Source organism: Endozoicomonas sp. 2B-B (genome assembly GCF_053470045.1).
Genome location: NZ_JBLZMU010000001.1, coordinates 2,031,189 through 2,056,098, shown reverse-complemented (window position 1 = coordinate 2,056,098; position 24,910 = coordinate 2,031,189). Strand labels below are relative to the sequence as shown.

The following is a 24,910-nucleotide window of genomic DNA, read 5'->3' as shown; positions in this document are numbered from 1 at the left end:
AGGACGGCACAAAATAATCTAAATAACCCTGGATGCAGGATGCAGTGGCGGATATCCACGCTATTCCCAATCAGCACCCTCAGTATATTGGTCTTCGTAGGCAAAAATATTGCTGACAAACAGGGTAAGCCCCTTAACCAGACTGATCAGGGGAAAAACAGAGCGCCTGGCCCCAAGAATGGACTGACCAGTAGCCAGGCGGAAATCTCTGGGAAATTTTTTATGCTCATCCAGGGGGTGTAAATGTTTCGGGTACAGTGTTTTATCCAGGCGTCCACTGCGTTTCAGATGTTCTGAATAGCACTCGCCAGAAGGGGTAAAAGCACAAGGGTCTGTGACCTCATCAGGTTGCAGGGCAGTCCAGTATAGAATCTCCTGGGCTGTACGAGTCAACCATGAACGATATTTAGCATCGTCAAGTCGCATCAATTTCTGCAATCTTGACTTGGGCTGTAATTCTTTTTCTTTTGCAAACAAACCCGAAAGGTATTCGTTCAGTAGCTGTTCAATAAAGTTTTCTGTCTCTTTCACTGCCTGTAGATTTTGATAATGATAATCCGGGGAGTTGCGACGCAGGCGCGATCTCAACAACACGGCTGACAGCAATTTTTCGCAAATAGCATTGGCAAAGCTTAGCCGTTGCAAAACCTCCGGAGAATAATCCGTAGTTTTTAAGTCTCTGTTAGTCAGGCCACTTTTCACAGCGCCATAAGACTCCATATTGCCCCAATCCCTTAAACCATTCCAGCCGAATTCAGGACGTTCAATAGCTTCGATCCAGCCCGTAAACTCTCTGGGTAAGGGGAAGACAGAATAAAGTGACTCGTCCAACAACGGACTCAGGAACACCCAGGGACGTTGGCTAGCGTGATAGGACGGTAAACTGGACTTAGGCATAATGCCAAACTGGCCATTAAGTACGCCAATATCATGAATGCCCTTCAGTAGACCCTGCTCAGCTGTCGCATAAGGGGTTCCGGTTACATCAGGAGTGTGAGCGTATTTAGCAAAGTTGTTTGTCGCCTTGAAGTGATAGACCAGACAGGCTCTTTTACCATCAAAATCGCTCGCTTGTAAGCAATCAGTGAAACCTTCGGTACCCTTGGGAAGATCCTTTTCCAGCACCAGAAGGTACTGGCCAAAACGGGGTTTCTGACTTTTAAAGCGGTCACTTTTGGCAGCAAATTGATGCATAATGCCTTCTTTCGCCAGGGCCGTCTTCAACTCTCCGACCCGATGGAATTTATAGTAATCAACCTCTTCACCATTGGCTATTGCCAGTGTACGTCCACCAACGATGGTACCTTCTTTCTCAAACAGTGTTATCGGATGTTGACCAGGATAAACCGGTTGAAACTCTGTTTCAGCGGCACGAACGAACTCTGACTTTAATTGTCGAGTGGAGTCTTGATCCGCAAAATGAACACCAAATGCGTGAAGAGCCACCAGTAATTCGAATGCCGAAGTATTAGGCAGTTGAAATTCCAGAGGATTAACGGGTTCTGTGAGTTTTTCAGAAGAATCCAGTTTGAAAAAAAGTGCCGGATCTTTGAGAAAATCAAGAGTATCATCCAGCAATTGTCGGGGCAGATTATCCTTAAAATCATGCAATAAATCATGTTTATTGGCAACAAGCCTTTGTGCAAATGTATATATGAGTCTTTGCCGGAGTATCGGGTCAGTGCAGCAACTTTCGAGATATTCTTTGTCTTTAAAAAAGTACACAAACTCCCTGTGTCGTTCAATGTATTCTACTACAATGCTACGATCGACAGGCCGTAACTTTCTGAACAGAAGATGCTCTTTTCCCTTGTGAAAGGGCCTGGATTTGAGCACCATTTTATCTTGCTCCTTGAGGATTTGCTCTGGAAAACGAGTACGGGGTTTGAAAGCCTCCCCAATATGAGCAAGAACATAAGGATAAACAATATTCAGGACACGGACTTTAAAACTTTCATCTGCATTCACTGTTTCAAAGAAATCCTCAATCAGTCCAGGGTATAAGCCATGACTTACTTTAGGTCTCCTGCTCAATATGTCTAATAATGATTCCTTTGCTATGCCGATTAATTCCTGAAGCAAGGCATCATCCAAATTTACAGTGTAAAGCAAAATAAAAGGATTTGCTTTTGTCAGTTTTTTTAATAATAAACCAAATTTCTCCCCATCTGCCTCATATCTTTTTAAGGCAGAGTTATGTACCTCACACAAGCAGGAATTGTTTGAATAAGAGTATAATTCAGAATCGAACTTATCCAACATTTCCAATTCGACTGTGACGACCTTAACCAGTAATTCTTCATAAAAAACAGGATCACTGGTGAACATTTTGTATTCATCGGAACAAATTCTACGAAAATTACGACTCAAATGTTTACCATTATTAATCGAACTCAGGATGGATTCTTTTGTCATAAAATGAATCGGAACGTCTGATAATTCACAAAAGCCATTTGCCAATTGTGAAAGGCAGAAGGCTTTGTTTTTATTTTTAATGCGTTCTGGAAGGTCATCAACCTCTATCATTCCTGAACGAATGAGCTCGTCGTATAAGTACTCACTTTTAAAACTGGCTGGAAGACGATGCAAGGACCCTGTTTTTTCCACGGTGTCCAAGTGACAATAAATAAAAATTGCCAATTTTGCTGGTGTGCTGTAGGGAATGCCATAACGCCCTGAAAATTCAATAAGAAAATCAAGATCTTTTTTCAATTCATCAGGTAATTTATCATAGCGGGTAAGAGTATGAATACCATCGCTCTGAGCTAAAAGTATATCTTTAGTTAGTTTATCTACTGGTATTTCGTCAGCGCACAAAATACCATTCCTCACAAAGTCTTTCATAAGGCTGGGTGATTCTAGATAAGCATCAGGCACATATTGCCTGGAATTTATTATTGTAAAATAGTCGATAACGTTCACGAATTCATCTTCTGTGATTTCACTGGCTTTGCCATCAAGGACCTTTTGAATCAACTCGACTTGTTTCCCGGTAAGAAGAGCGGTGTTCACACCCGGACTGGCCTTAAACCTTTTTAAAGGTTCGGATGATGAGACTTCGGGCTTTACCATAAAACTTCTAAATAACGCAGGATGCAGCACCCACAGCACCGGTGGAACGTCGGAGAGCTTTCCTGATTTCCAGATACCACCTTCTGGCATCAACGTTTTAACCACTGGCTGCAACGCTTTAGCAAGCTTATCGTGAGGGGGGGTTATGATCGTTTTAAGGCTTCTTTCGTTATGTTGAGAGGAGGCCTGAAAATAAGGCTTGCCAGTATTCTCTGGCTCCTGATTGTTTTGCTGAAAAGAGGCTATGAAAAAGTGTAGAACCGCCTTTTCCAGCAGTTGCAGAATTAGCTCAGCGCGGTTGGCATTCGCCAGCTGTTTAATGGTCGCGTCAACGCTGGTTTTGATGTCCTGCTGCCCCTGCAAAGTCATACCAAAATGCGGGTATGGAAACAGTTTATAGGTCAATTGCAGATGGCTGTTGCATTCGGGTTGCTGCTCGCCACAAAGTGAGAGCTGACCGCTATGACCATCCGCCTCAAATTCAACGTTGCCAGCGACCTGTGACACAGGGAGGCTGGTTGAGGCCGAATCCGGATTTTGGATCAAAGCTATGGTGTTTTTAATGACCGCATCGCTTAGCAGGCTGGCAATGGAAAAACCATTGGCAAAATCTTTCGCCTCATTATGCAACAACGACTCAATACTCACCGGTAAACTTTCTGAGTTTCCAGTGTTGGTCAGTGTGACTAAAGTTGACTCCCTGCTTTTGTCTGAATAGTCAATATCAATGCGAATGGCATTTGCCGCCATGGGTGAAACCCATGAGAGATCAATATGAACGACACCGTGTTGCGAACTGGCCTCGTACAGCTCCAGCCAGGGGGAGTAGCCCTCAGGTAATGGAGTCTCGGCCAACCAGGGGCTGATGGATGGGTTCAACGGGAATGGCGTTATTCGCAAAGTCTGCTGGTGACTTTGCTGCTGGTAAATCAGCTCCAGGTAAAATCGCTTGCGGATGTGAGGAGGGTCCACCTGAATTTGTTCTGATCCCAAACGAGTCCCGGTATACCAAGTGTACAAGGCACTTTTTACACCGGGCAAAATGGCCATGGACAAGACTTGAGCGGTGTGCAGCATCAAAGGGTTTTCTGTCCAGCGGCTCAGTACGGAGGCTGTAGTTTTACTCACCATCCAGTAAATCATGGCGTTAAACGCCAGCGTGGGCAGTGTGCGCAAACCGTTCAGCGATAAATAATCGCCATAACGGCGATAAGTAAAATCATCTCCAAGACGGAAAAAGAAGCCCAATGGCGACACGCTGTGAAACTCAAAATCAAAAGGTGAAAGTGTATTTAACCCGCTTTCAGCTTCACGATAACCGTGATTATCCGTATCTGAGTTGCTGATGCTTGCCCAGGACAACTGCAGGGTAAAAATAAAAAATAATGCGTATCTTCTCATGAGATTGTTTAAATCCAATCATTGATGAACGCACGAAAACAAATAATGGTCTTTATTGTTTTTACCATTGAAACAGGCATCAACAACTCATGGTGACCGCTATCAATGCAAGAGCCTAGTCAATATTTTTGATTCCGGCAAAAAAATCATACGAATTTCACGCCCTTTCCGGTCTCGGGTCAAGGCTTCAAGACAGTTACCCGGTGGAACCTTCAGTTCACCCGGGATTAGCACAGAATCCAGCTGTACCAACTTTCTTGCGGCGATTCGCCAAAACGACTGAGGACAGACTTTGCGGGCCAGGCGGGAAGCCTTATCGTTAAAAATATCTGCTGTTGCCTTGTCTTTGGATGAAGCGATCATGGATTGCATGGTAGCACGGATACCATGCCACCATCGGATGAATATTCAGTTCGGCTTATAGCTCTCCGGCGAAGGCTTTTTGGCTGAGGGAGTTGAATAGCTCTGTTACTTCACTCGTGCCTAACTTGGCAGTTTCTCTGATTGACATTGTTCTCTTCACAATAGCCAAATATTCATCCTGTACCTTTTGATCCGGTATCAAAATAGGAGTTTCTGAGATCAAACCAACGTTTAGAGTTGGCTGAGATACCGTGCGAGTTTTTCGAAGAAAATAATCCTGAATATATGGACTTTGCAGATATCGAAAAACATACTCACGATCAATACTCGGGCCAATCGGAACTCTTGTAACAGCCCGAACAATATTCATACCAACATGCAATTTATTCACCAAGGCAACTTTCCCAATCGATCCCACACAGGCAATCAGGATTTCGTTACCTTTTATTCTCGACTTTTTATGTTTTTCATCTATAGCTCCAGAGACTCTTTTTAGACTTGAGCTATCGATCTCACCATCAACCATATCTCCAACACGAATAACTGGAATGCCTGATTCATCATGATCACCGGGCTGAACAACACCATAGTTCATTCTGTCTTTTTCTGCGATCAGACTACCCAGAGGCTTCACTTCCCACCCCTTAGGATTCGTCACCGGATCACCAAACATATCCAGGAACACACTGCGCAGGAATTCGTCGGCCAGCTCAATGGCCTGCTGACGTTTCCGGCGCAGCTGGTCGGCTTTATCCAGAATGGCGGCGATGCGTTTTTGTTCGGGGAGTGGGGGGACAGGTATCTTAGTCTCATTTGCCTTCGTGATCGTGTAGGTACCAACAGTTGCACCGGGAGAATTTTGGATAAATTCTTGGACTTTTGGAGTTTTGAAAGCGTACTCAACGAATTTAGAGTCTATTTCCTTTTTCTTCTTCAACCATATAATGTTTCCATCCTTGAAGTAGAATTTGTCACCTTCCCTAACAATATAAACTCTACCTAGAGTTCCCACACCTGTTACCAAGATATCTCCTGGCTGCGGCACACCATACTTTTGTTTGTACTCTGCATACATCTCTTCAGAAATGAAGAGTTCATTTTCAACGGCGCCACTCTGAGCAAGTTTTACAACTTCTCTTGCTCTATAAAATGGAACACCACTACTTTTCCATTCAGATTTAAAAACCCGCTTGCTTGATGTAATTTCAAAGAAGTCACTGAGCTTGTGTTCAGGCCAACTCACAACATCCCCTCCAACTCAACCAGCTCCTGCTGAATCTCTGCTTCCAAAGCCTTCAGACGCCCCAAAATATCCTTGGGCGGATCATAAACCTCTTCCTCATACACCACTTCCTTATAGCGGTTGATGGACAGGTCGTATTTGTTGGCTTTCAGGTCGGGTTTGGGGACAACAAATGCCTTCTGGGTGCGATCCATCCAGTCGTTGTTTTCTACGAGGGGTGGATTCCCGCCTTCGCGGGAATGACGGAGCTTATGTCCTGTAAACTCTTCAACTGGCAACTGTTTACTTTTACGGAACGCTTTCCAACTGGCCACCAAATGAGGCAAGTCATTTTTCTCAACAGGATTACGTTTGTCATCCAGACTGTAACCGTCGTGTTTCAGATCGTAGAACCAGACGTTGTCGGTTTCGCCGCCCTTGGTGAAAATCAGGATAGCTGTAGCTACACCAGCATAAGGTTTGAAGACACCGGAAGGCAGGTTTACGACGGCTTCCAGCTGGTTGTCTTCTACCAGGGTTTTCCGCAGGCTCTGGTGGGCTTTGCTCGAACCGAACAACACACCCTGAGGGACAACTGTGGCGCTACGACCACCGATTTTCAGCATTTGCAGGATTCGGGCGACAAACAGCAGCTCGGTCTTTTTGGTTTTGACCAGTTTCAGAATATCAGGGTCAATGTCTTCTTCGTCCAGGGTCCCGGTAAACGGTGGGTTGGCGAGAATCAGATGAAAGCCGTTGTGGGATGCTTCAGGGTAACGATCACTAAAGCTCTGGCTCATGGTGTCCTGATAGTGAATATCCGGCTCGTCCACGCCGTGCATAATCAGGTTCATGGCGGCAATGCGCAGCATGGTGGAGTCAAAGTCGTAGCCGTGGAACATATCAAAGTCCACATGCTGGCGGTATTTGCTCAGCAGGTCACCGGAAAAAACTTTCTGTTGTTCCAGCTCGCCTTTCTCGTTGGTGACGGTTTCGGTATGAATACTGTCCAGAGAGCTGTATTTTTCCAGCAGGTATTCATAGGTGGTGGAGAGAAAGCCACCCGTGCCACAGGCCGGATCACAGATGCGCTCGCTCCGGGCCGGGTTAGGCTCCATCATTTCCACCATGGCCCGAATAATATGGCGCGGTGTACGGAACTGGCCATTAATACCCGCTGTGGTCAGCTTGCTGAGGAGGTACTCGTAAAGATCACCTTTGGTGTCGCCCCGATCCAGCGGCAGGTTTTTGATCATCTCTACCGCTTTAACCAGCAGGTTGGGCTTTACGATTTCCAGACGGGCGTCTTTCATAAATTCGCCCAATAGTGAACCTTCGTCGCCTTTTTCGGTAGAGAGGCTTCTGAAGTGCTGGAAAACTTCATCCCGCACCACTTCCATCATTTCGTCAGCGCCCAGGTTGCAGTAATGACTGAACCGGCAATCCTGCTGGTACGACTGAAAGCGGGGGTTGAAATCGACACCGGCCAGGGCTTTTTTCTGCTCGTCCTTGCTCTCCATGGTGTCGAGCATGCGGGAATACATCAGATAGGTGATCTGCTCAATCACGGTGAGCGGATTGGTAATACCACCGACCCAGAACTCTTCCCAGAGCTTGTCGATTTTGCTTTTCAGTTCGCCTGTGATCATGGAGGGGAATATCTCGGAGTTATTCAGAAAAATATCGCTGATTATATCCTTTACTGGCTGGCAGAACCCGAATTTTCTACCAGAAACCGGCTGGAAAAAGTTTACACCTGTGTTAACCTGTGACCATGCGTGTAATCAGTTTTTATACAACGGAAGACGGCAAAACGCCTGTTGCCGATTTTCTGAATACCCTGAGCAGCCAGCAGGCTCGAAAAGTTACCTGGGTTCTGAAGCTGGTTCAGGAGCAGGAGAAAGTACCGAGCAGTTATTTTAAAAAGTTGGTTGGCACTGAGGAAATCTGGGAGGTTAGAGTTCAATCTGGAAGTGTTATATTTCGTCTGCTGGGTTTCTTTGACGGAGGCAGCTTGATCGTATTAAATCACGCTTTTCAAAAAAAGACACAGAAGACACCGTCAAAAGCCATCAAGCTGGCTGAAAAGCGTCGCAGGGATTATCTGAACAGGAGGATATTATGAGTGATCTGGATCAGTACATTCAAGACAGGAAAACCCGAGATCCGGAATTTGCCGACGGTTATGATGAGGGCTATGAGTCGTTCAAGTTTGGAGTATTGCTCAAGGAGGCCAGAAAAGAAGCAGGGTTGACCCAGCTCCAGCTGGCACAAAAGCTACAAACCCATAAAAGCGCGATATCCCGTATCGAAAACAATTCTGAAGATGTAAAACTCTCTACACTTGAGCGCTTTGCTGCTGCCTTGGGTAAAAAGCTGGAAATTCGGCTAATTTAAGCTGCATCTGGACGTTTATTTCACCCATCAAGGCTGTGGTTTCTTGCGACCTTTCTGACACTGCTTCAAGCATGAACATTAACCAGTCATGAGCGGTGACAATATTCTCTACCTCTGAGCTGTCTTTGGCTTCCTGAAGCGTCAGAGAGCCAGTGTCTACTTAAGCTGACTCCCCTAAATTAACCGAAAAACCGTCCACGATTTCCTTAATGGCCATCACCTGGGTCATATCAGTGAATACACCGGTAATGCCTTCGCCATGAATACGGGTAAAGGGCTGCTCGAAGAGCTGCTTCATTTCCACGGTGCCGAAGTCCCGGATATGGTTTTTCAGCATATCCAGAAAACGGATCTGCTGACTGTTGAGGTTGTACTGGGCAGCAAACCCGGCAAACTTGTCCGCCACGGCACTGCTGTTCATGCCGATCAGTGTGCGCAGAATCTGATCCAGCCCGGCGGAAGCTTCAGGATAAAACTCTTTTAAAGCCCGAATATCCACATTGGGGTTCTGAACCATTACCAGCTTGGCCAGTTCTTCCAGCTCTTTTTCATCCACCGGTTGCCCGTTACGAATTTTCAGCAGCACCGGATGGCTTGTAAAAAGGGGTTCCAGAGCACCCTGCACCTGCTGGCGATAGAGCTTGAGATCCACTGACTTGATCTTGCTTTCTCGCTGACCGATTTCATAGAGAGCCTGATCTTCTTTGACATCCAGATACACAGGTTCAGCTGGCGGTGGAGCGACCTCGCCTTCCATCAGGTACATAATGCCTCGCAAACGGGTCCGAACATGTTCGAGCTCTGCAAAGCTGGCGTTTTGCCACCAATCAGGGTCACGCACCTGATTGATAATCTCACCCTGTTGCTGAACCTGAGCCAGGTGAGGCGGCAGCATATCGAGTTTGTTGACCACTGTAGACCAGGGCTTCATCAAGCGGTCTTTATTGGTGTAGAGCGCTGTCTGGGCTTCGATCATATCCATATCAAAGCGCAGAGCATTGCCCTGCCCCCGCACATCCAGCCATTGCATGAGAGGGCCTATTTCATCCTGAAGTTGCTGCCGGGTTTGTGGTGCGAACTGTTCGAGGACTTTCAGATCCATGAGCCGGTCGCGGGTTTGCCATTTCTCCTGAACAGCAATGGAGCTTTCATCCAACCCTACCACTTGCTCCTGCAATTGCCTGGCGATGGTTTTCAGGCTGCCCTGTTCAAACTTTTTCTGCGCGGCTTTGCCCAGTTCAATCCAGGCTTCAAGACGTTTTTGGGCCAATGATTTGTTTTGGCTGACTTCTCCTTCTCCGGGGTCTTCTTCAAAGTATTCAAAGTTGCCCCAGTGGTCGAAGATCCGGAACTTTTCTTTATGCTTGCCCTGACCATACAGGTTTTCACAGAGCCGGGTTCCCCGCCCAATCATCTGCCAGAATTTCACTTTGGATTTGATGGGTTTGGCAAAGACCAGGTTCACTATTTCCGGTACATCAATTCCGGTATCCAGCATATCCACCGAGATCGCTATGGTCAGCTCATCATTGGTGGACTGATCACCCCCTTTGAAATCATCAATCAGCTGCTCGGCACGGGGATCGTAGTTATCAATTACCTGACAGAACTTGCCTGCAAACTGGGGATACATTTCATCAAACACACTCTGCAGCAGCACCGCATGTTTATGACTGCGGGCAAAGACGATGCTTTTACCGGGCAGCTGATCATCTTTATCTCGCAGTCCATTTTCCATCAGGTTTCGCATGATGGCCCGGTTGGTATCCCGGTTGAAGATCGCCTTATCAACCGCTTTGGCTTCAAACTCCAGGGTATTCGGGTCTATCCCTTGCTCTTCCAGTTCAGCAATCTGCTCATCGCTCAACTTGTCCTGCTTGATGCCTTCTCGCAGGAACTGTGTGGTGTGGGTAATGATCTCGTAGGGAGTCAGGTAAGAGTCAGCAATGGCCGCTTCCAGAGAATATTCAAAGGTAGGAATCCGGCCTTCGCAACCAAACAGTCCATAAGTGGTGTGACCTATCATATCTACGGGTGTAGCGGTCAGACCTACCTGCAGAGCATCAAAGTATTTGAACAGATCACCGTAAACGTTATAGATAGAACGGTGCGATTCGTCGGCAATGATCAGGTCAAAATAGCCCACATCGTACTGATCCATAATGTTCATCATGCCAGGATAAGTCGAAATGTAGATGCGGGAGTTATCCTGATATTTCTTGTCCGTTCTTCCCACCACAAAGATCGGATCATTCACAAACTCATTAAAAGCATTTCGGGCCTGTTTCCTGAGCTCTTTTCGGTCACAGAGAAACAGCACTCTCTTGGCCCATCGGGCATCCAGCAACTTTTTGGTCAGAGCAATGGCGACTCGGGTCTTACCGGTGCCTGTGGCTTGCACGATCAAAGCCTTGCGATGACGGTCAGAAAAACGCTCGCTGACTCGACTGATACTTTCCATCTGATAAAGGCGGCCAGCAATGCTGGTGTCCACTGAAACGGACTCCAAAGGACGACAGCTATTCCTTTGCTGGATCAGATACTGCAAGCTTTGGGGACTATAAAAGCCAAACAGTTTGCGAGGTGGATAGTTGCGGGCAGGGTGGTCATCCCAAATAAAAATATCGTTGCCGTTGGTGTAGAAGATCAGTGGACGCTGGCCAGATTCCTTCTCCAGCCAGTTGGCATAGAGTTGGGCTTGCTTGCGGCCTTTTTCAGCATCGACTTTGGTGCGTTTGGCTTCAACAACAGCAATTGGCAAGCCTTTATCATCCCAAAGCACATAGTCTGCATAACCGTCACCGGTTGGAGTAGGTTGCTCCTTGACCGGGTGTTCCTGGGTGACCTGCAGAGTGTTCTGGACACCTTCGGCAACATTCCAGCCTGCCGCCATTAACCGGGAATCAATCAGACGGCGACGCGTCTCCGCCTCATCCATGTCTAAAACGCTTGCTGCCTGCTCACCCTGTTTGCGACTTTGTTCTAATCGGGCTTCCAGCTCGTCAGCTTTTTCCTTGGCAATCTGAAGATCACGGAGAATGGAAATTTCCCGCTTCTGAGCTTCTTCCAGGTCGGTTTTGGCTTGCTCTAATTGTTCCTGCTTTTTCTTCAGTTCTTTTGGATGAATCTCTGAGGAGGCTTTTGGGGGAGAGGGCAGTTGAAATTTCGCAAAGTCATCGGCATGGCCACCCGCATACTTCAGGTACATCCAGGCCCCCACGATATGGGCTTCCTTGAGCAGCCACTGAGCATCCTCAGCTTTAACAGGATCACCATGAGCAGCCCGGTTGCCATGAATACGCAGTGCATCCATCTTCATGGAGATAGGCTTGGGGATGATGCTTTGGAAGGTATCGTCAGAAATCAGATCATAGACACTGGATCGGTAACCTTGCTGAAGACGTTCATGACGGTATAACCAACGAACGATCAGCTCCAGATAATTGCGCAGTTTAACCACACTGCTTTCAGGATCAGAGTGCACATATTGCTCGGCCTGAGCACCAAGATTCGCCAGTTCCGGCCATTTGGAACGAAGCATTTCAAAGTTAACTGACGTCATTGGACAAACATCTTGTCAAAGGTTTCTGAATGCTCGTTATTATTCTACGTTTGATTTGAAAAATAAATTGGCTTGCTTACGTCGTTTTTTTACTCCATCACACATTACTTTTCCCTGACTATGGGCATCTGTCGCTTTTTAATCAAGACATTGGCTCTGCCAGCTAATATTTCCCAATATTCCGATAAACCTTGCTTCCAGCGAGCAAATGCCTCAGCTCTTTTTCATAGAGCCGAATAGCGGCACGCTTGGCGGGTAAATGATGATGGCGGTCATAGTGTTTTTTAACAATGTCGGTTTGGCCATGTGACTGGAGCAGATTACTGTCTTCTGCCCTTACCCCTGCATCAGTCAATAGATAGTTGGCCGCTCTTCCGATGTCCCTTGCGTAAATTTTTCGGGCTCTGAAAGACCTGCCTGCCTGGACTTTTCAACTCGATTCTCATGCCAGCGAAGAAAAACATTCTTCAGGTTATCCAGTCGTATTCCCTGTCTGGACTGCTGTGGAAAAGTCCTGGTAAATCACCATTTGCTTATCTACAACTTGGACCAAGCCAAATTATCATCCTCGGAGTATTGATCTGAGAATGCAAAAATATTGGCAGCCAACAGCGTAAGCCCCTTGGTCAGACTGACCAGAGGAAAAACACCGTTAGTGGCTCCGAGATTGGGCTGACCATTGGCTTTGTAAAAGTCTCCGGGGAATTTTTTCTGCGTGTCCACAGGATGCAATTTCGAGTACAACATTTCATCAAGATGTCCATTTTTCTTTAAGTGCTCTGAGTAACACTCATCAGAAGAGGGAAATGCAGAGGGGTCTTTGACCTCATGAGGTTGCAGGGCCGTCCAGTACAGGATCTCCTGAGCTGTCCGAGTCAGCCATGAACGGTATTTGGTATCGTTTAACTGCATGAACTCTTGCAATCTTGCCTTGGGCTGTAATTCTTTTTCTTTTGCAAACAGGCCCGACAGGTATTCGTTCAGTAGCTGTTCAATAAAGTTTTCTGTCTCTTTCAATGCCGATTGTTTTTGATAATGATAATCCGGGGAGTCCCGACGCAAGCGTGATCTTAATAACACAGCTGCCAGCAGGTTTTCGCACAGAGCATTGGCGAAGCTTAATCGTTGCAAAACCTCTGGAGTATAACCCGACGATATAGAGTCTGCGGCAGCCAGGCCACTTTTCATAGAGCCATAAAACTCCACATCGCCCCAATCCCGTAGACCAGCCCAGCCAAAATCAGGACGTTCAATAGCTTCGATCCAGCCTTTGAAATCCCCGGGTAATGGGAGGGCAAAATATTGCGAGTTCCCCAACAACGGACTCAGAAATACCCAACGACGTCCGATAGCGTGAAATGACGGTACCGTTGACGATGGCATAATGCCAAACTGGCCATTAAGTAAGCCAATATCATGAATGCCATTCAATAGACCTCGCTCAGCAGTCGCATAAGGAGTGTTTTTTTCATCAGGAGTGTAAGCGTATACACCATAGTCGTTTGTCGCTTTGAAGTGATAGACCAGTATGGCTCTTTCACCATCAACATTGATGACTTGCAAGCGGTCAGTGAAACCTCGGGTCTTCTCAGGGAGATCCTTTTCCAGTACGGCAAGATACTGGCCAAAACGGGGTTTCTGGCTTTTAAAGCGGTCACTTTTGGCAATAAATTTATGCATAATGCCTTCTTCCGCCAAAGTAGACATGCACTCTCCGACCCGATGGAACTTATAGTAATCAACCTCTTCACCATTAGGTATTGCCAGTGTACGACCACCAACAATGGTGCCCTCTTTTTCGAACAGTGATAGCAGATCCTGACCAGAATAAACCCATTGAAAGCCTGTTTCACCGGAATGGGCAAACTCTGACTGCAACTGACGACCGGAGGCCGGATCCGCAGGTTTAAAACCAAACGCGTGAGCAGCTACCAGCAATTCGAATGCCGAAGTATTGGGCAGTTGAAATTTAAGAGGATTAACGGGTTCTGTCAATTTGTCGGAAGAATCCAGTTTAGAGAAAAGTGCCGGATCTTTGAGAAATTCCAGCGTATCATCCAGTAATCGTCGAGGTAGACGATCTTGCCAGTATATCAATAGCGCCTGTTTGTCAGAAACCAACCTTTCTGCAAGTATGTGTATGAGCTTTTGCCTGATTATTGGATCAATGCAGCACCGCTTCAGATATTCTTTGTCGTCAAAAAAGTACAAGAAATCCAGATTCCGTTCAATGTAATCTAATGCAATCTGAGGATTGGCTGGCCGTAACTTTCGGCTCAGAAAGTGACTATATCCCCTGTCAAAGGGTTCAGTACCAAGTACTATCTCATCTTGCTGTTGCAGAATTTCCTCAGAAGTCTTGCTGTTATTCTGGTAAGGAAAATATCGATAGACAATACTCAAGACATGGGTTTTAAATTCGTTATCTGCATTAACTTTATCAAAGAAAACTTTAAGGACTCCAACATGAAAGCCTGGGATTACTTCAGGCCTTCCGCTTAATATTTTCAATAATGAATCCTTTGCTTTATCGATTAAATTCTGCGCCAACTCAGCATTTAAATCCTCAATATAAACTAAAAAAAAAGGATTAACTCTTACCAGTTTCTCAAATAACAAAGCAAGCATTTCTGCGTCTGAATTATATCTTTTTGAGGCGTAACAATATGCTTGCTGCATACATAAATCCCCTGAAGAATATTTCAATGAAGAATCATATTTAATAACACTTTCCAAATCAGCTGTTACAGCCCTGACCAGTACTTCTTCAAAAAATACAGAGTCCTTGATAAAAACCTTGTATTCATCAAAAAAAACACTACTAAAGTTACGCCAGTAATATTTACCCTTGATCGAATCCAGAATGGATTCTTTCGTCAACAAATGAACCGGAACTTCTGATAATTCACACAGGCCTTTTGATAATTGCGAAAGACAGTATTCTTTGTTTTTGCTCTTGACGTGTTCTGGAAGGTCTTCAAGCTTTATCATTCCTGAATGAATGAGTTCATCGTAAAAATCATCATTTTTATTTTTAAAGCTGTCCGGAAGTTGATTGAGAGATTTTATTTTCTCCGTGATGTCCAGATAATCATAAATAAGAACAGCCAGTTCCGGCGGTGTGCCAAAGGGAATACCTTTACGGGATGAATATTCAATAAGAAAATCAAAATCTGTTTTCAATTCGTCTGGTAGTTTATCGAAGTCACAGCAACTAATACCAAAACTGCTCTTAGACAAAAGTATATCTTTAGTTAGTTTATCCTTTGGTATTTCATAAACTTTCAAAACACCATTCCTTAAAAATTCTTTCATCAAGGCGGGTGATTCTAAATAGACTCTGGGTACGTGACCTCTAAAATTTTTTCGTGAAAAATAGTCGATAACGTTCTTAAATTCCTCTTCTGAGAGTTCACGGCTTCGACCATCAAAGACTTTTTGAATCAGCTCGACTTGTTTTTGGTTCAAGATAGCAGTGTTGTCACCCGGATTGGCTTTAAACTTTGTTAAAGATCCGGGTAATGATGCTTTAGGTTTTACCCTAAGAGCAATATCTCCGGCATCGGTAAAGAGCCGTTTGCGTTTGCGTTGAGTGGCTTCACAGGTATCTGGATCTGAAGCAATGGCTCTGGAGGAAATTCCGATCTCTTTTTGTCGATCGGCTGTGAAATCTTCACAATTGACTCCAAATGCACCACTGCTGGCGGGGCTAACGGCCCTGCCGGAAACAATGCACTTCGTTGTAGCATCTTCTATAAAAGCGGCTGTAGCACGGTAAGAAGAGGCATTTGGCACCTGATTACGTGAGTCTTGAGATAATGGTTCCATCGTTTTTATCTTACTTTAATTGTCCTTAATCTTGATGAGGGTGAGCCCACCTGGAGAGATATTGTAATTTAGACACGTTAGTTAAACGAAAGTTCCACAGCTGAAGAATCCTTGAGTTGAAAAAAAGCCGCAAGCCTGGTCAGCCCAATACAAAATCATATAAGTACCTGGCCAGTTGGTTTCGCATATTCTGGCGAGTGGATTTTTTCATCCTTCAAGGCGCAACGACGGGCGCGTAGCCATAGCTACGCAACCAGAGTTGGAACGCAGAAGGATGGAAAAAGCCGCCGTCCAGAATATGCGAAACCAACTGGTTAGGTACTTAAATAGCCTGAGATGTTGGATGCACTGGTGGGATATCTACGTCATTTCATATTATTATCCCCGGTGTATTGATTCTACCTTGCCATAGCTTGAAAAAAAATTGCTATTAAGCCCTGTAATGATGATCACTCTCTCTCTGATGGTCTATCCTGCTATTCGGAGTCGTTATGAGCTGAGCTTATTGATACGCTGAACGTTAAATCAAAAAGAAAAGCATTTACTTGGAATGACAGAAAGTCTACCGACGAGAATTCTTATACTTTGTCAGACATACCACTCAAGTTATTGCTGAACGGAATGGTGTACTGCGGATATCAGGGTGATATGAAAAAAATAGATTACTGGCAGGCTGTTTGCGGATTTCTTTTTTTCTGCCTCGTAGTACAACTGGCAACGATACAACAGGCAATGGCCGTGGATAGTCTCGGACATGTTCCGCAGAGTTCATTGTTACCCTTGCTGGCCACTGTTTACCGGAATATGCCCGAAGCAAAGAGCCTATTGCCTGACCTGAATCTGCCACCGCAGCCTGCACATCGTCACGGAGACAGTTCATGCCCTTTTGATACCACCGTTTCCGTCGTTGCGCCGCAATACCGTCAGATAAAGTTACAAATCACCCTGGCTGAAGGCCATATCTGGCAATCCTCAGGCAATAATGAACCTTTGGATCTGGAGCCCCACCATCTGCCCGGCGCCTTAAAATACATTGACCCAACGGGACATTGTCATGAGCACTGGGTTATTCAGGGTGTCGCCACACAGGACATGCCACCAGACATCGACCCGGAAGACCCCGAAAACAGCCCGCCACCATCACTGAGGAATAATTCTGATTTATCCACACCCTTTAATTTCACCCATCTCTTTGCAGGTAATGGACTGGATAGATCTGATAGCAATGACCTTGACGCAGTACAAAACCCGTTAACCCATCTCCTGCCTGCCACCTACCCCCTGTCAATCCGTTATGCTGAATCCGGCCTGTCGGTTTTATTCCAGGATTCAATCTGGCTGAGGCTTAATCAGGAAGAATCGCTGGTTCTTGCGCCATCGGAGTTTCCTGCCGTGGCCAAAGTCAGCGATATGTCCGATGAAAACTGGCCGCAACTCATTGCGGCTGAGTCTGTTCACAGGAATACCGATGGTGTCAGGTCTGTCTTGAGATGGACTAATAGGCTGATACAGAACGCACTGTCCGATGATCCGTTATTAAGATTTCTGGCATTCATTCACGGGACAGCCTTTCTGGTACAGGACAGTAATGGACAACTTTCATACATCATCCAGCGCAACGGCAAGCTGTTATCCATCAGCAGATTCGAAGCCCACTTAAGGTTAAGTCTTTATAGCCAGAGCTTTCTTGAGTCACTGTATCCGGAGATTTTCGGTCCATCACTCCCTGCGGGTGGCGGCTGGCATGAATGGAACCGCTGGGTTCGCAAGAAGCCTTTTCAACCCTATGAGAGGTCTGAACGGGATGCCAGTGAGGGTTCTGGTGCTCAGAGACCTGTAAATCCTGAAGGCAGGAATAATGAAAGAAACGACAGATCGACTCGATCTGAAGCTCATGCAATGCATTACTCAGAACAAACCCGGGAACCCGGAACAGCATCTACCGAAAGGGATGGAAGGCAAGCACAGATTAACCGGCAGAAAGTTGAAGTGATTTACGATTATCAACCTCCGGAAAACCGCGATGAAACCCCCATTCCGTTATACGCTACCGCTTTTCTTAATGGCAACCAGCAACATTTGTATTGTCCGGTTTGCACTGAGCTCATTACCGGAGAAGCGAAAACCTGCACTTCGAGTCTTCCACACAGTGTCTGCATTGACTGTTTTGAGGCAATGACTGAAGCAAAAATGAAAAACATCAAAGAATGCATTACTTGCCGTGGGAAAATGCATAAACATTCATTCAACTATGAAGACGCTGCCGCAGTCGTCATGTTTCAATGTCCGTTAGGCTGTGGGCACAGTTGCCCGCTGGCATTCATAAAGAACCATATCAAAGAGCAGCATACCCCCGGTTCTCCCGAAGATCGATCAGTACCCATGAACCAAGAAGAGGAAGAGCAGGCGATGCCTCCGGGGAGCGTGTTATTTTATGGTGTGCCTGTAATGGCAGAAGATAAAGACAGGGTCGAGCAATTTCTTCATATCTGCCGCCAGATTAATGACCCCGAACACCTGCAACTGGCAGGCGCATTTACCCGGGTCTTCGAGGCACTTCAAAACAGGCCCGAACAGCCAGCCAGTATTCATTCTGGACGGGAGAGCACAGGTGCAGCTTGTCATAATAATCACCCGTCGTATGCTTTTTTCAATTCCATAGAGCAAAATCTTGATTCGGCATACTTGCAGTGTTTCAGAAGTACTAATGAGCTAATCGCCAAATGCCGTTTTTGTAACGTCCGCATAGGGTTGAATCAAAATGTGCTGGCTATACGGGAACATTTAAGCAAATGCTCTAAAATCGGTTTCTGCCCTAACAGAGATGATGGCTGTTCTTTTCAACATCAGTCTGCCCTGATGCCGACACACTTGTTAAAATGCCGTTATAACAAAGTTAAGTGCCAAATATGCCACCAACAGGTAGCTTTGACGAAAATGAGCAGGCACAGGGAAAACTGCCTTGCCAGTATACGACTGAATCAGGATGATGCCTTATTTTATGACAGAACTGAGCAGATGCCTGTTAAGCTCTATGGGGGTCAAGATAGAGAGGAGGTGATTCCAGTGTTTAAGAAGCCAGGAGAAGATACCTACTATTGCAAAATTTCAAAGCTTTTTTATGAATCAATAACCAAAAGAGGACGCGTATGGGGAAAACACTCTATAAAGTTTATCTGCGTTAACCCTGATTATTCCGATGGTTTTTCTGTAGATTTCAGATTTGATACCTTTGAAGGTAGTCTGTCTCTCCTTATATTTCCGGAAGCCGAACATCGCCGTATGGCACTACCCGTCGTTTTTAACGGAAAAGGTGAAAAGCTGGAAGACATACCCTTTGTGATGCGGGGAGATTCCTCATGTGATCTCTGTGGTTACGAGGTTCATCTTGATACGATGACTCATCCAGATCCGTACCCAATATGCCTGACAGAATTACTTTTTAAAACCGTGTATAGTAAGGACAGAGGTCGTCACAACAATGGTTTTCCTGAATGTGTTTACGTTCAGATTAAACTTACCCCGGTTGGCCAGCAGCGTAAGTCCCCTGACCAGAGCGACCAGAGGTAAAACGGCATTATCGGCCCCGAGATTAAGCTGATCATCGCCTTGATCGAAGTCTCTGGGAAATTTTTTCTCCTCGTCCGCTGGGTGCAAAGTTTCAGGGTAGAGTGTTTTATCCAAATGCCCCGTTTGCTTTAAGTGTTCTGAGTAGAACTCACAATCAGGATCAAATGCACGATTGTCTCTGACCTCATAAGGCTGAAGGGCAGTCCAGTAGAGGATCTCCTGAGCTGAGCGAGTCAATCATGAACGGTATTGGATATCGTCTAATTCCGTAAATTCTTGCAAGGTAGTAGCTAGACCGTTAGTCGCTATCCTTCTGAAACCTTGCCCGGATTGAGCTGATGATCTCAAAAGAGAAGAATCATTAAATGAAGTCATCAATCAGTTGTGCAGGCTCTTTGTCCAGACGATCCGGATCAAGACTCCAGCGACAGTTTTTAGAAAACTGGCTGCTGAGATAATCCGCCTGCTCCGGCAAAATCCGGTGGCTATTCACTAAAGCCAGATATTCAGCGGCATTCGGTCGATAGGGTAGCGCCACCAGTGTCATATCCAGTTCATCCAGCAAACGATCACTTTTGAATTGATTGCATCGCTTGCAGGCAGCCACCACATTCATCCAGTCGTCTTGTCCGCCCCTTGAGGTAGGCAGAATATGGTCACGGGTCAAAAACCGGCGTGCCAGGAACTTGCCACAATACATGCATTGGTGATTATCACGTTCAAAAAGAGAAGTGTTAGTTAAGGCTGGATTTGTGCGGGCAGGGAAGAGTCGTTTACCACCACAAGCAATGATGCTGGGTAATTCAATGACCGTCTGGGCGCCAAGCCATCGGTTATAGCCACCTCTTACCCGATAAATGATGTCACCAAGGCTCCAGCGGATCAGGTCTCTCGAGTAGAGACAGACTGTCTCCTGCCAGGTCAGCCACTCCACCGGTTGTCCGGCAGCATTCAGTCGCAGAATATACATAATTCAGCTCCCGTTTTTTCATCCATGACCCTCTTTTATTAACTTATCGAAATGAAATGAACTTGCCAATGCCCTATTCCCGACAACTGTTTGTTAACAATTGAACTTTTGTTCAAAAAACACAGGCAGGAACTGCCTTTATTTTAAATCAGAATTGACTCCTATACTGACTTTCTGAAACCACAACCCAACCAGAGTTGGAAACGCAGACATGCCGTAACGGATTCTGATAGTCTTTTTTCAAGGGACGGAGCTTGTCTCCCCTGCAACAGAACGACAGCGAAGTAATAATACTGGAAGTAACCATCCTGGATGTAAAACCGGGCCAGGAGGTCGGGTTTGAACGAGCCTTTGTTCAGGCACAGGACACCATTGCCAGCATAAAGGGTTACTTCTACCATCAGCTACAAAAACGTCTGGAGAAGGATAGCCGTTATCTGCTTTTGGTAAACTGGGAAACACTGGAAGATCACACTGAAGGCTTCAGAGGGTCAGAAGAGTATCAGGATCGGAAACGGTTACTGCATCACTTTTATGATCCCTTTCCAGAGGTGGATCACTACACCCAAACTTTAATAAGTAGTTTCCCCCCTGAATAAGCTATGAAGCAAACTTCATAATATACGGTCACCCAGCAAGAAGAATCAGGCCAATGTCATCAAAAAGAGAACCTGTGTTTTATCTGGATCTATTACGTGTTGTGGCCGCAGTAGCTGTGATCATTATCCACGTATTGGGACCCTATCGTGACCTTTACGGGCAAATTCCGATGTCGGACTGGCTCACAGCGGTCACTTTTAACAGTTTTTCCCGCTGGTGTGTTCCTATTTTTATCATGATCACCGGCATGTTGTTTTTATCAGACAAACGCCCTTTTGACCTGGATTACTTCCTCAGACGACGGGTGATGAAAGTTCTGGTGCCCTTCCTTTTCTGGGCCGTGTTTTATTCCTTTCTGGCAGGACTCTCACCCACTTTTGATTACCAGTGGACCAGGGCCATTGATACCCTGAAAGAACTTCCCTATAAAAGCACCTGGTACCACCTTGGCTTCTATTACTATTTTATTCCTCTTTATCTTGTTATTCCTTTTCTAAGGCCTGCCGTTCACACCATGCCCGATGATCTGCTTAAATTTATGGCCGGAGTCTGGTTATGGCTGACATTGAGTTATTTGATCAGGATCGAGACTTTCTGGCATATCAATACTCTCCTGTACGGGGGTTATTTAATCTGGGGTTATTGCCTTGCAAAGTATGATACCCGCAAACATCAACCATTGATTATTCTTGGCGGTATTCTTGGACTGGTGCTTACTTTAGGTGGCGTGCTCTGGCTCAGCACCGAAAAGGGAATGTACAGCTTTGGTCGATTTAACTCCTATAAAACCATTAATACCGTTCTTGTGGCGACCATGGTCTTCTGTCTTGCCAAGCACTATGGCGACAGGATTCAGGGTAGAAGCAAAAACATTATTTCCATGTTCAGCCGTTACAGTCTGGGCATCTATCTGGTACATCCTCTTCTGCTCTGGCCCGTAAGAGCCTACGACCTCTACCCAGCCAGCGCCATTATCATGATTCCCTTCTGGACTGTTGTGACCTTACTTGCCAGTACCGCTTTCGTCTGGCTACTCAGTCGAAGTCGTTTAACCCACTGGATGGTTCCCTGACCTGGAGAATGTCGCAAAAGTAGCGGGCAAACCTGCATTATTTTTTAACGCAGTATCGGCAAAATGCAGCGCTTTTGCGACAGCCTCCTGAAGGCACCAACAGACAGAAGCCTCTCTACCTGTCGGCCGAATACCTGAGATTTTTTCGTCAGCGCGTTTGATTAATTCCTGATATGTAACTAACTTGACCGATGCCAGTTAGTTTTTATGCTAAATAGCCGCACAATATTCTGCACACCCTATCAGAACTCGAGTCAACTTAGTTCATTTATTGTGGTAATAGTTTTTAATTGAAAGACTGGAATTACTGAATAAGAAAAACCACTAAAAACATCAACCTTTATACAGACGGATACGGCAAGTCCTCCACTATGAAATCAGTCATTATTTTCACCTGGTCATTCATGGTTGCTTCATACTTGATAGCTTCTGAACCCTTCACTCTTGACAGTAAAGGTTTTTTAGCTCCTGTTTATTCAGGCAAGTTGTTTCCTCAAATACTTCCTATAGAAAGAAACAGTGCTAACAAAATACTGTTTGATGCCTTTAAGAAAAAAGAAATATCGGTCTTCAAAGGCTGGAAAGACCCCTTTCTCGAGAGTACAACATATAAAGTAAAAAAAGAGCTGCAAGAGCTTGAACAGAAAAAAAACACAGAGTTCTCTAAACAAGAAAAGGACAAGCTCTATCAATTAGCTCAAAAAAAAGATGAGCTCATCAATAATCAGGCGAATGCCTCGAATATTCTTTTATCCTTGTTGTCTGACACTGCTAAAAATATTTTTTTAAAACAGAATACGGGTCACATTCCCGGTATTATTAGTCTCGGTAATTCAGAGGAAAAACAAGCAGTGAATAACAAAGGCAATAGTGATCAGCAAACCAGAAAAAAAGGAGGGCAAGCCGAAAATCAAAGTCAACAAGAATCATCAAAAGTAAAACAGGGTAAGCGCAAGAGGGCGGCCTCAGATCTTAAATTAAATGTACCGGACTTGACACCTCAGGAGGCAGCGGAGCATCTCTTGAATACAATTAATAAATTGACTGAGGAGCATGATCTATCTATCGAAAGAGTAAACGACGATGGAAAAAGCATTGATTCCGTTACTATCAAACACAATGTTAAAGAAATTTTTGTAGACTTCATATTGTATACGGAAGGATTGTTAAAAAACCAGAAATTCACTTTTAAAACCGATACCAATAAGTATCGGGCTGAACTAAGAATTAGTGTCAAAGACATTGAAAGAATAAATTCAATCGTATCAGTGATGTTTGCTCAACGAGAAAGTGAATTATCACTCAATAATAAGCGACATAAACACTATTATCTTGGAGCTTTATTGGTCGACTATCTTTATATAGACCATTTACATCAAGATAAATTTAAAAACAAGGACCTCCAATCAGCCGGACATGATGCGTTTCGTTTTTTTGAACAAATTCTTTTTGGGGATGGCTGTTTTTTAGAATTTGTTGACCTTATGAAATTTATTGATCTCCACAAACACGAAATCACTAATACATTGAAGAATTTGATGTTTTTTGATGAAAATATACGGAGCAGAAACCTTATTAGTGACATCTTACGAAAAAACATTACTTTAAGAAAATCTTTTAATGAAGTTTTTATTGGACCAAAACTTGAAAGACGCTGGCTAGGTACTCTGAATGATATGTTTTCAGAAAAACCAGACTTGGTAGTACAGGGTATACCACCTGATAACAGCATAAATCTCAAATTTGGTGAAGAATTGGAGTATGATATAGCTTCTATACTCGAAGAAAAAAGCTTGCAAAATTTCAACTATATTCCAATATTTGAAAATCGTATGAAACAGTCTGGGGCCAACAAGGCAAGTGTTGGTACCCATTCCTTAACTTTTGATGGCTTTTTCTACATAACCCCTACTATGGATTGTGATGCCTGGTTTGAGGTGAATTGTAAGCCTTACCATGATGGTGAAGCCAATGTAGACCATTGTTTTGAAAAAGTTTTTGAAACGGTTGATTCAATGATAAAAGATGGGCTTATAAGTTATTCTTCCGGTCACAAGCATGTGGATGCTCTGAGTGCTACCCATGGCGATCCCAGTGTTCTTTTGGAATTGCAGAGGGAGATTGAGAGCCATCCTTATTTACTTAGAGCATTTGGAAATAATGACCGAATCATTAAATATGATGAGAGTCAGTGGTATAAATTGTTTTCTGATTATTCTGATATGAGGGATTCAGCCATTGAACGGATAAATTGGATGATTGCTACGTACAATGAAAAAATGGCGGGGTTCAGACATAAAAAACTTTCAGGCCATTGGCAAACCGATTCAGAAAAACTGGAGAAGCTTAAGCTGTTTTCAAAAATATACAGTCACTTTGTACAGGTGACGCCTCTGCAACAAATGTTTGGTGAGCTTTCTGATGCGGTGATAAACAAATATATGGCTATCTCTTTGTTACATATTCCAGGAGCGAAGATGATCAAACCCTATGGCACAATAGAGTTTCGTTTTTTCCGCTGTCCTGAAAATTTGAGGGAGTTAAAATTGGTGAATCAGTTTTTACAAGCCTGGTTCGAATATATCCGTGAACGTCGGAAGCTTAACGAGCCGATTCAGCCTGTCCCCAACGATGTTAGATCCAGCAAAAATTATAGTGCTGGAGAAGTGCTTCTCTATTCCGTCCAATATTTGCAGAAACTGGGACTGAACCCCGATGACTATCACAGTTTTCTGAATAAAATCAGATAACATTTGTTCACAATGAGGTGTGACGCGGCTCGATTGCAAAAGTTATGATGCTTTTTTATCTCTACTGTGCGACGACTGACTTCCCTGGAACTGTCAAAAAGGG

The 24,910-nt window shown here is 44.8% G+C and carries 13 protein-coding genes; 6 read left to right on the top strand and 7 right to left on the bottom strand.

The window, feature by feature from the left end:
* Positions 1-60: 60 nt before the first annotated feature.
* The 4 genes from ACOMHB_RS08240 to ACOMHB_RS08225 form a co-directional block, all read right to left on the bottom strand.
* Positions 61-4,473, bottom strand: coding sequence for a hypothetical protein (locus ACOMHB_RS08240; RefSeq protein WP_448216226.1), 4,413 nt, complete (start codon positions 4,471-4,473; stop codon positions 61-63).
* Between the two features lie 102 nt (positions 4,474-4,575).
* Entirely contained in the window at positions 4,576-4,845 is a 270-nt protein-coding gene (locus ACOMHB_RS08235; protein ID WP_448216225.1) for a hypothetical protein, read from the bottom strand.
* A gap of 46 nt (positions 4,846-4,891) precedes the next feature.
* Complete coding sequence (locus ACOMHB_RS08230; protein ID WP_448216224.1) at positions 4,892-6,079, bottom strand: restriction endonuclease subunit S; 1,188 nt, start codon at positions 6,077-6,079, stop codon at positions 4,892-4,894.
* The gene (locus ACOMHB_RS08225) at positions 6,076-7,707 is read right to left on the bottom strand and encodes a type I restriction-modification system subunit M (RefSeq protein WP_448216223.1); all 1,632 of its coding nucleotides are present in this window, start codon (positions 7,705-7,707) and stop codon (positions 6,076-6,078) included. Before ACOMHB_RS08225 ends, ACOMHB_RS08230 begins: the two co-directional genes overlap by 4 nt.
* A 125-nt stretch (positions 7,708-7,832) precedes the next feature.
* Between ACOMHB_RS08225 and ACOMHB_RS08220 the strand changes: the two genes are divergently transcribed.
* Positions 7,833-8,183, top strand: a complete 351-nt coding sequence (locus ACOMHB_RS08220) for a type II toxin-antitoxin system RelE/ParE family toxin (RefSeq protein WP_448218618.1) — start codon at positions 7,833-7,835, stop codon at positions 8,181-8,183.
* Positions 8,180-8,455, top strand: coding sequence for a helix-turn-helix domain-containing protein (locus ACOMHB_RS08215; protein ID WP_448216222.1), 276 nt, complete (start codon positions 8,180-8,182; stop codon positions 8,453-8,455). Before ACOMHB_RS08220 ends, ACOMHB_RS08215 begins: the two co-directional genes overlap by 4 nt.
* A gap of 160 nt (positions 8,456-8,615) precedes the next feature.
* Here ACOMHB_RS08215 and ACOMHB_RS08210 read toward each other — a convergent pair whose 3' ends face one another.
* Positions 8,616-12,017: a DEAD/DEAH box helicase family protein gene (locus ACOMHB_RS08210; protein WP_448216221.1), complete on the bottom strand. Its 3,402-nt coding sequence runs from the start codon at positions 12,015-12,017 to the stop codon at positions 8,616-8,618.
* A 537-nt stretch (positions 12,018-12,554) separates the two neighbouring features.
* Positions 12,555-15,845: a hypothetical protein gene (locus ACOMHB_RS08205; RefSeq protein ID WP_448216220.1), complete on the bottom strand. Its 3,291-nt coding sequence runs from the start codon at positions 15,843-15,845 to the stop codon at positions 12,555-12,557.
* A 648-nt stretch (positions 15,846-16,493) separates the two neighbouring features.
* Between ACOMHB_RS08205 and ACOMHB_RS08200 the strand changes: the two genes are divergently transcribed.
* The gene (locus ACOMHB_RS08200; protein WP_448216219.1) at positions 16,494-19,415 is read left to right on the top strand and encodes a hypothetical protein; all 2,922 of its coding nucleotides are present in this window, start codon (positions 16,494-16,496) and stop codon (positions 19,413-19,415) included.
* A gap of 361 nt (positions 19,416-19,776) precedes the next feature.
* Here ACOMHB_RS08200 and ACOMHB_RS08195 read toward each other — a convergent pair whose 3' ends face one another.
* On the bottom strand, positions 19,777-20,385 hold the full coding sequence (locus tag ACOMHB_RS08195; protein ID WP_422132869.1) for an HNH endonuclease: 609 nt from the start codon (positions 20,383-20,385) through the stop codon (positions 19,777-19,779).
* 254 nt (positions 20,386-20,639) lie between these two features.
* Between ACOMHB_RS08195 and ACOMHB_RS08190 the strand changes: the two genes are divergently transcribed.
* The 3 genes from ACOMHB_RS08190 to ACOMHB_RS08180 all read left to right on the top strand — a co-directional run bounded on the left by ACOMHB_RS08190 (position 20,640) and on the right by ACOMHB_RS08180 (position 24,807).
* Entirely contained in the window at positions 20,640-20,984 is a 345-nt protein-coding gene (locus tag ACOMHB_RS08190; protein WP_448216218.1) for an antibiotic biosynthesis monooxygenase family protein, read from the top strand.
* 53 nt (positions 20,985-21,037) lie between these two features.
* On the top strand, positions 21,038-22,057 hold the full coding sequence (locus tag ACOMHB_RS08185; RefSeq protein ID WP_448216217.1) for an acyltransferase: 1,020 nt from the start codon (positions 21,038-21,040) through the stop codon (positions 22,055-22,057).
* Positions 22,058-22,428: 371 nt separating this feature from the next.
* Positions 22,429-24,807 carry a hypothetical protein gene (locus ACOMHB_RS08180; protein ID WP_448216216.1) on the top strand — a complete coding sequence of 793 codons (2,379 nt, stop codon included), beginning with the start codon at positions 22,429-22,431 and terminating at the stop codon, positions 24,805-24,807.
* Positions 24,808-24,910 lie beyond the last annotated feature (103 nt).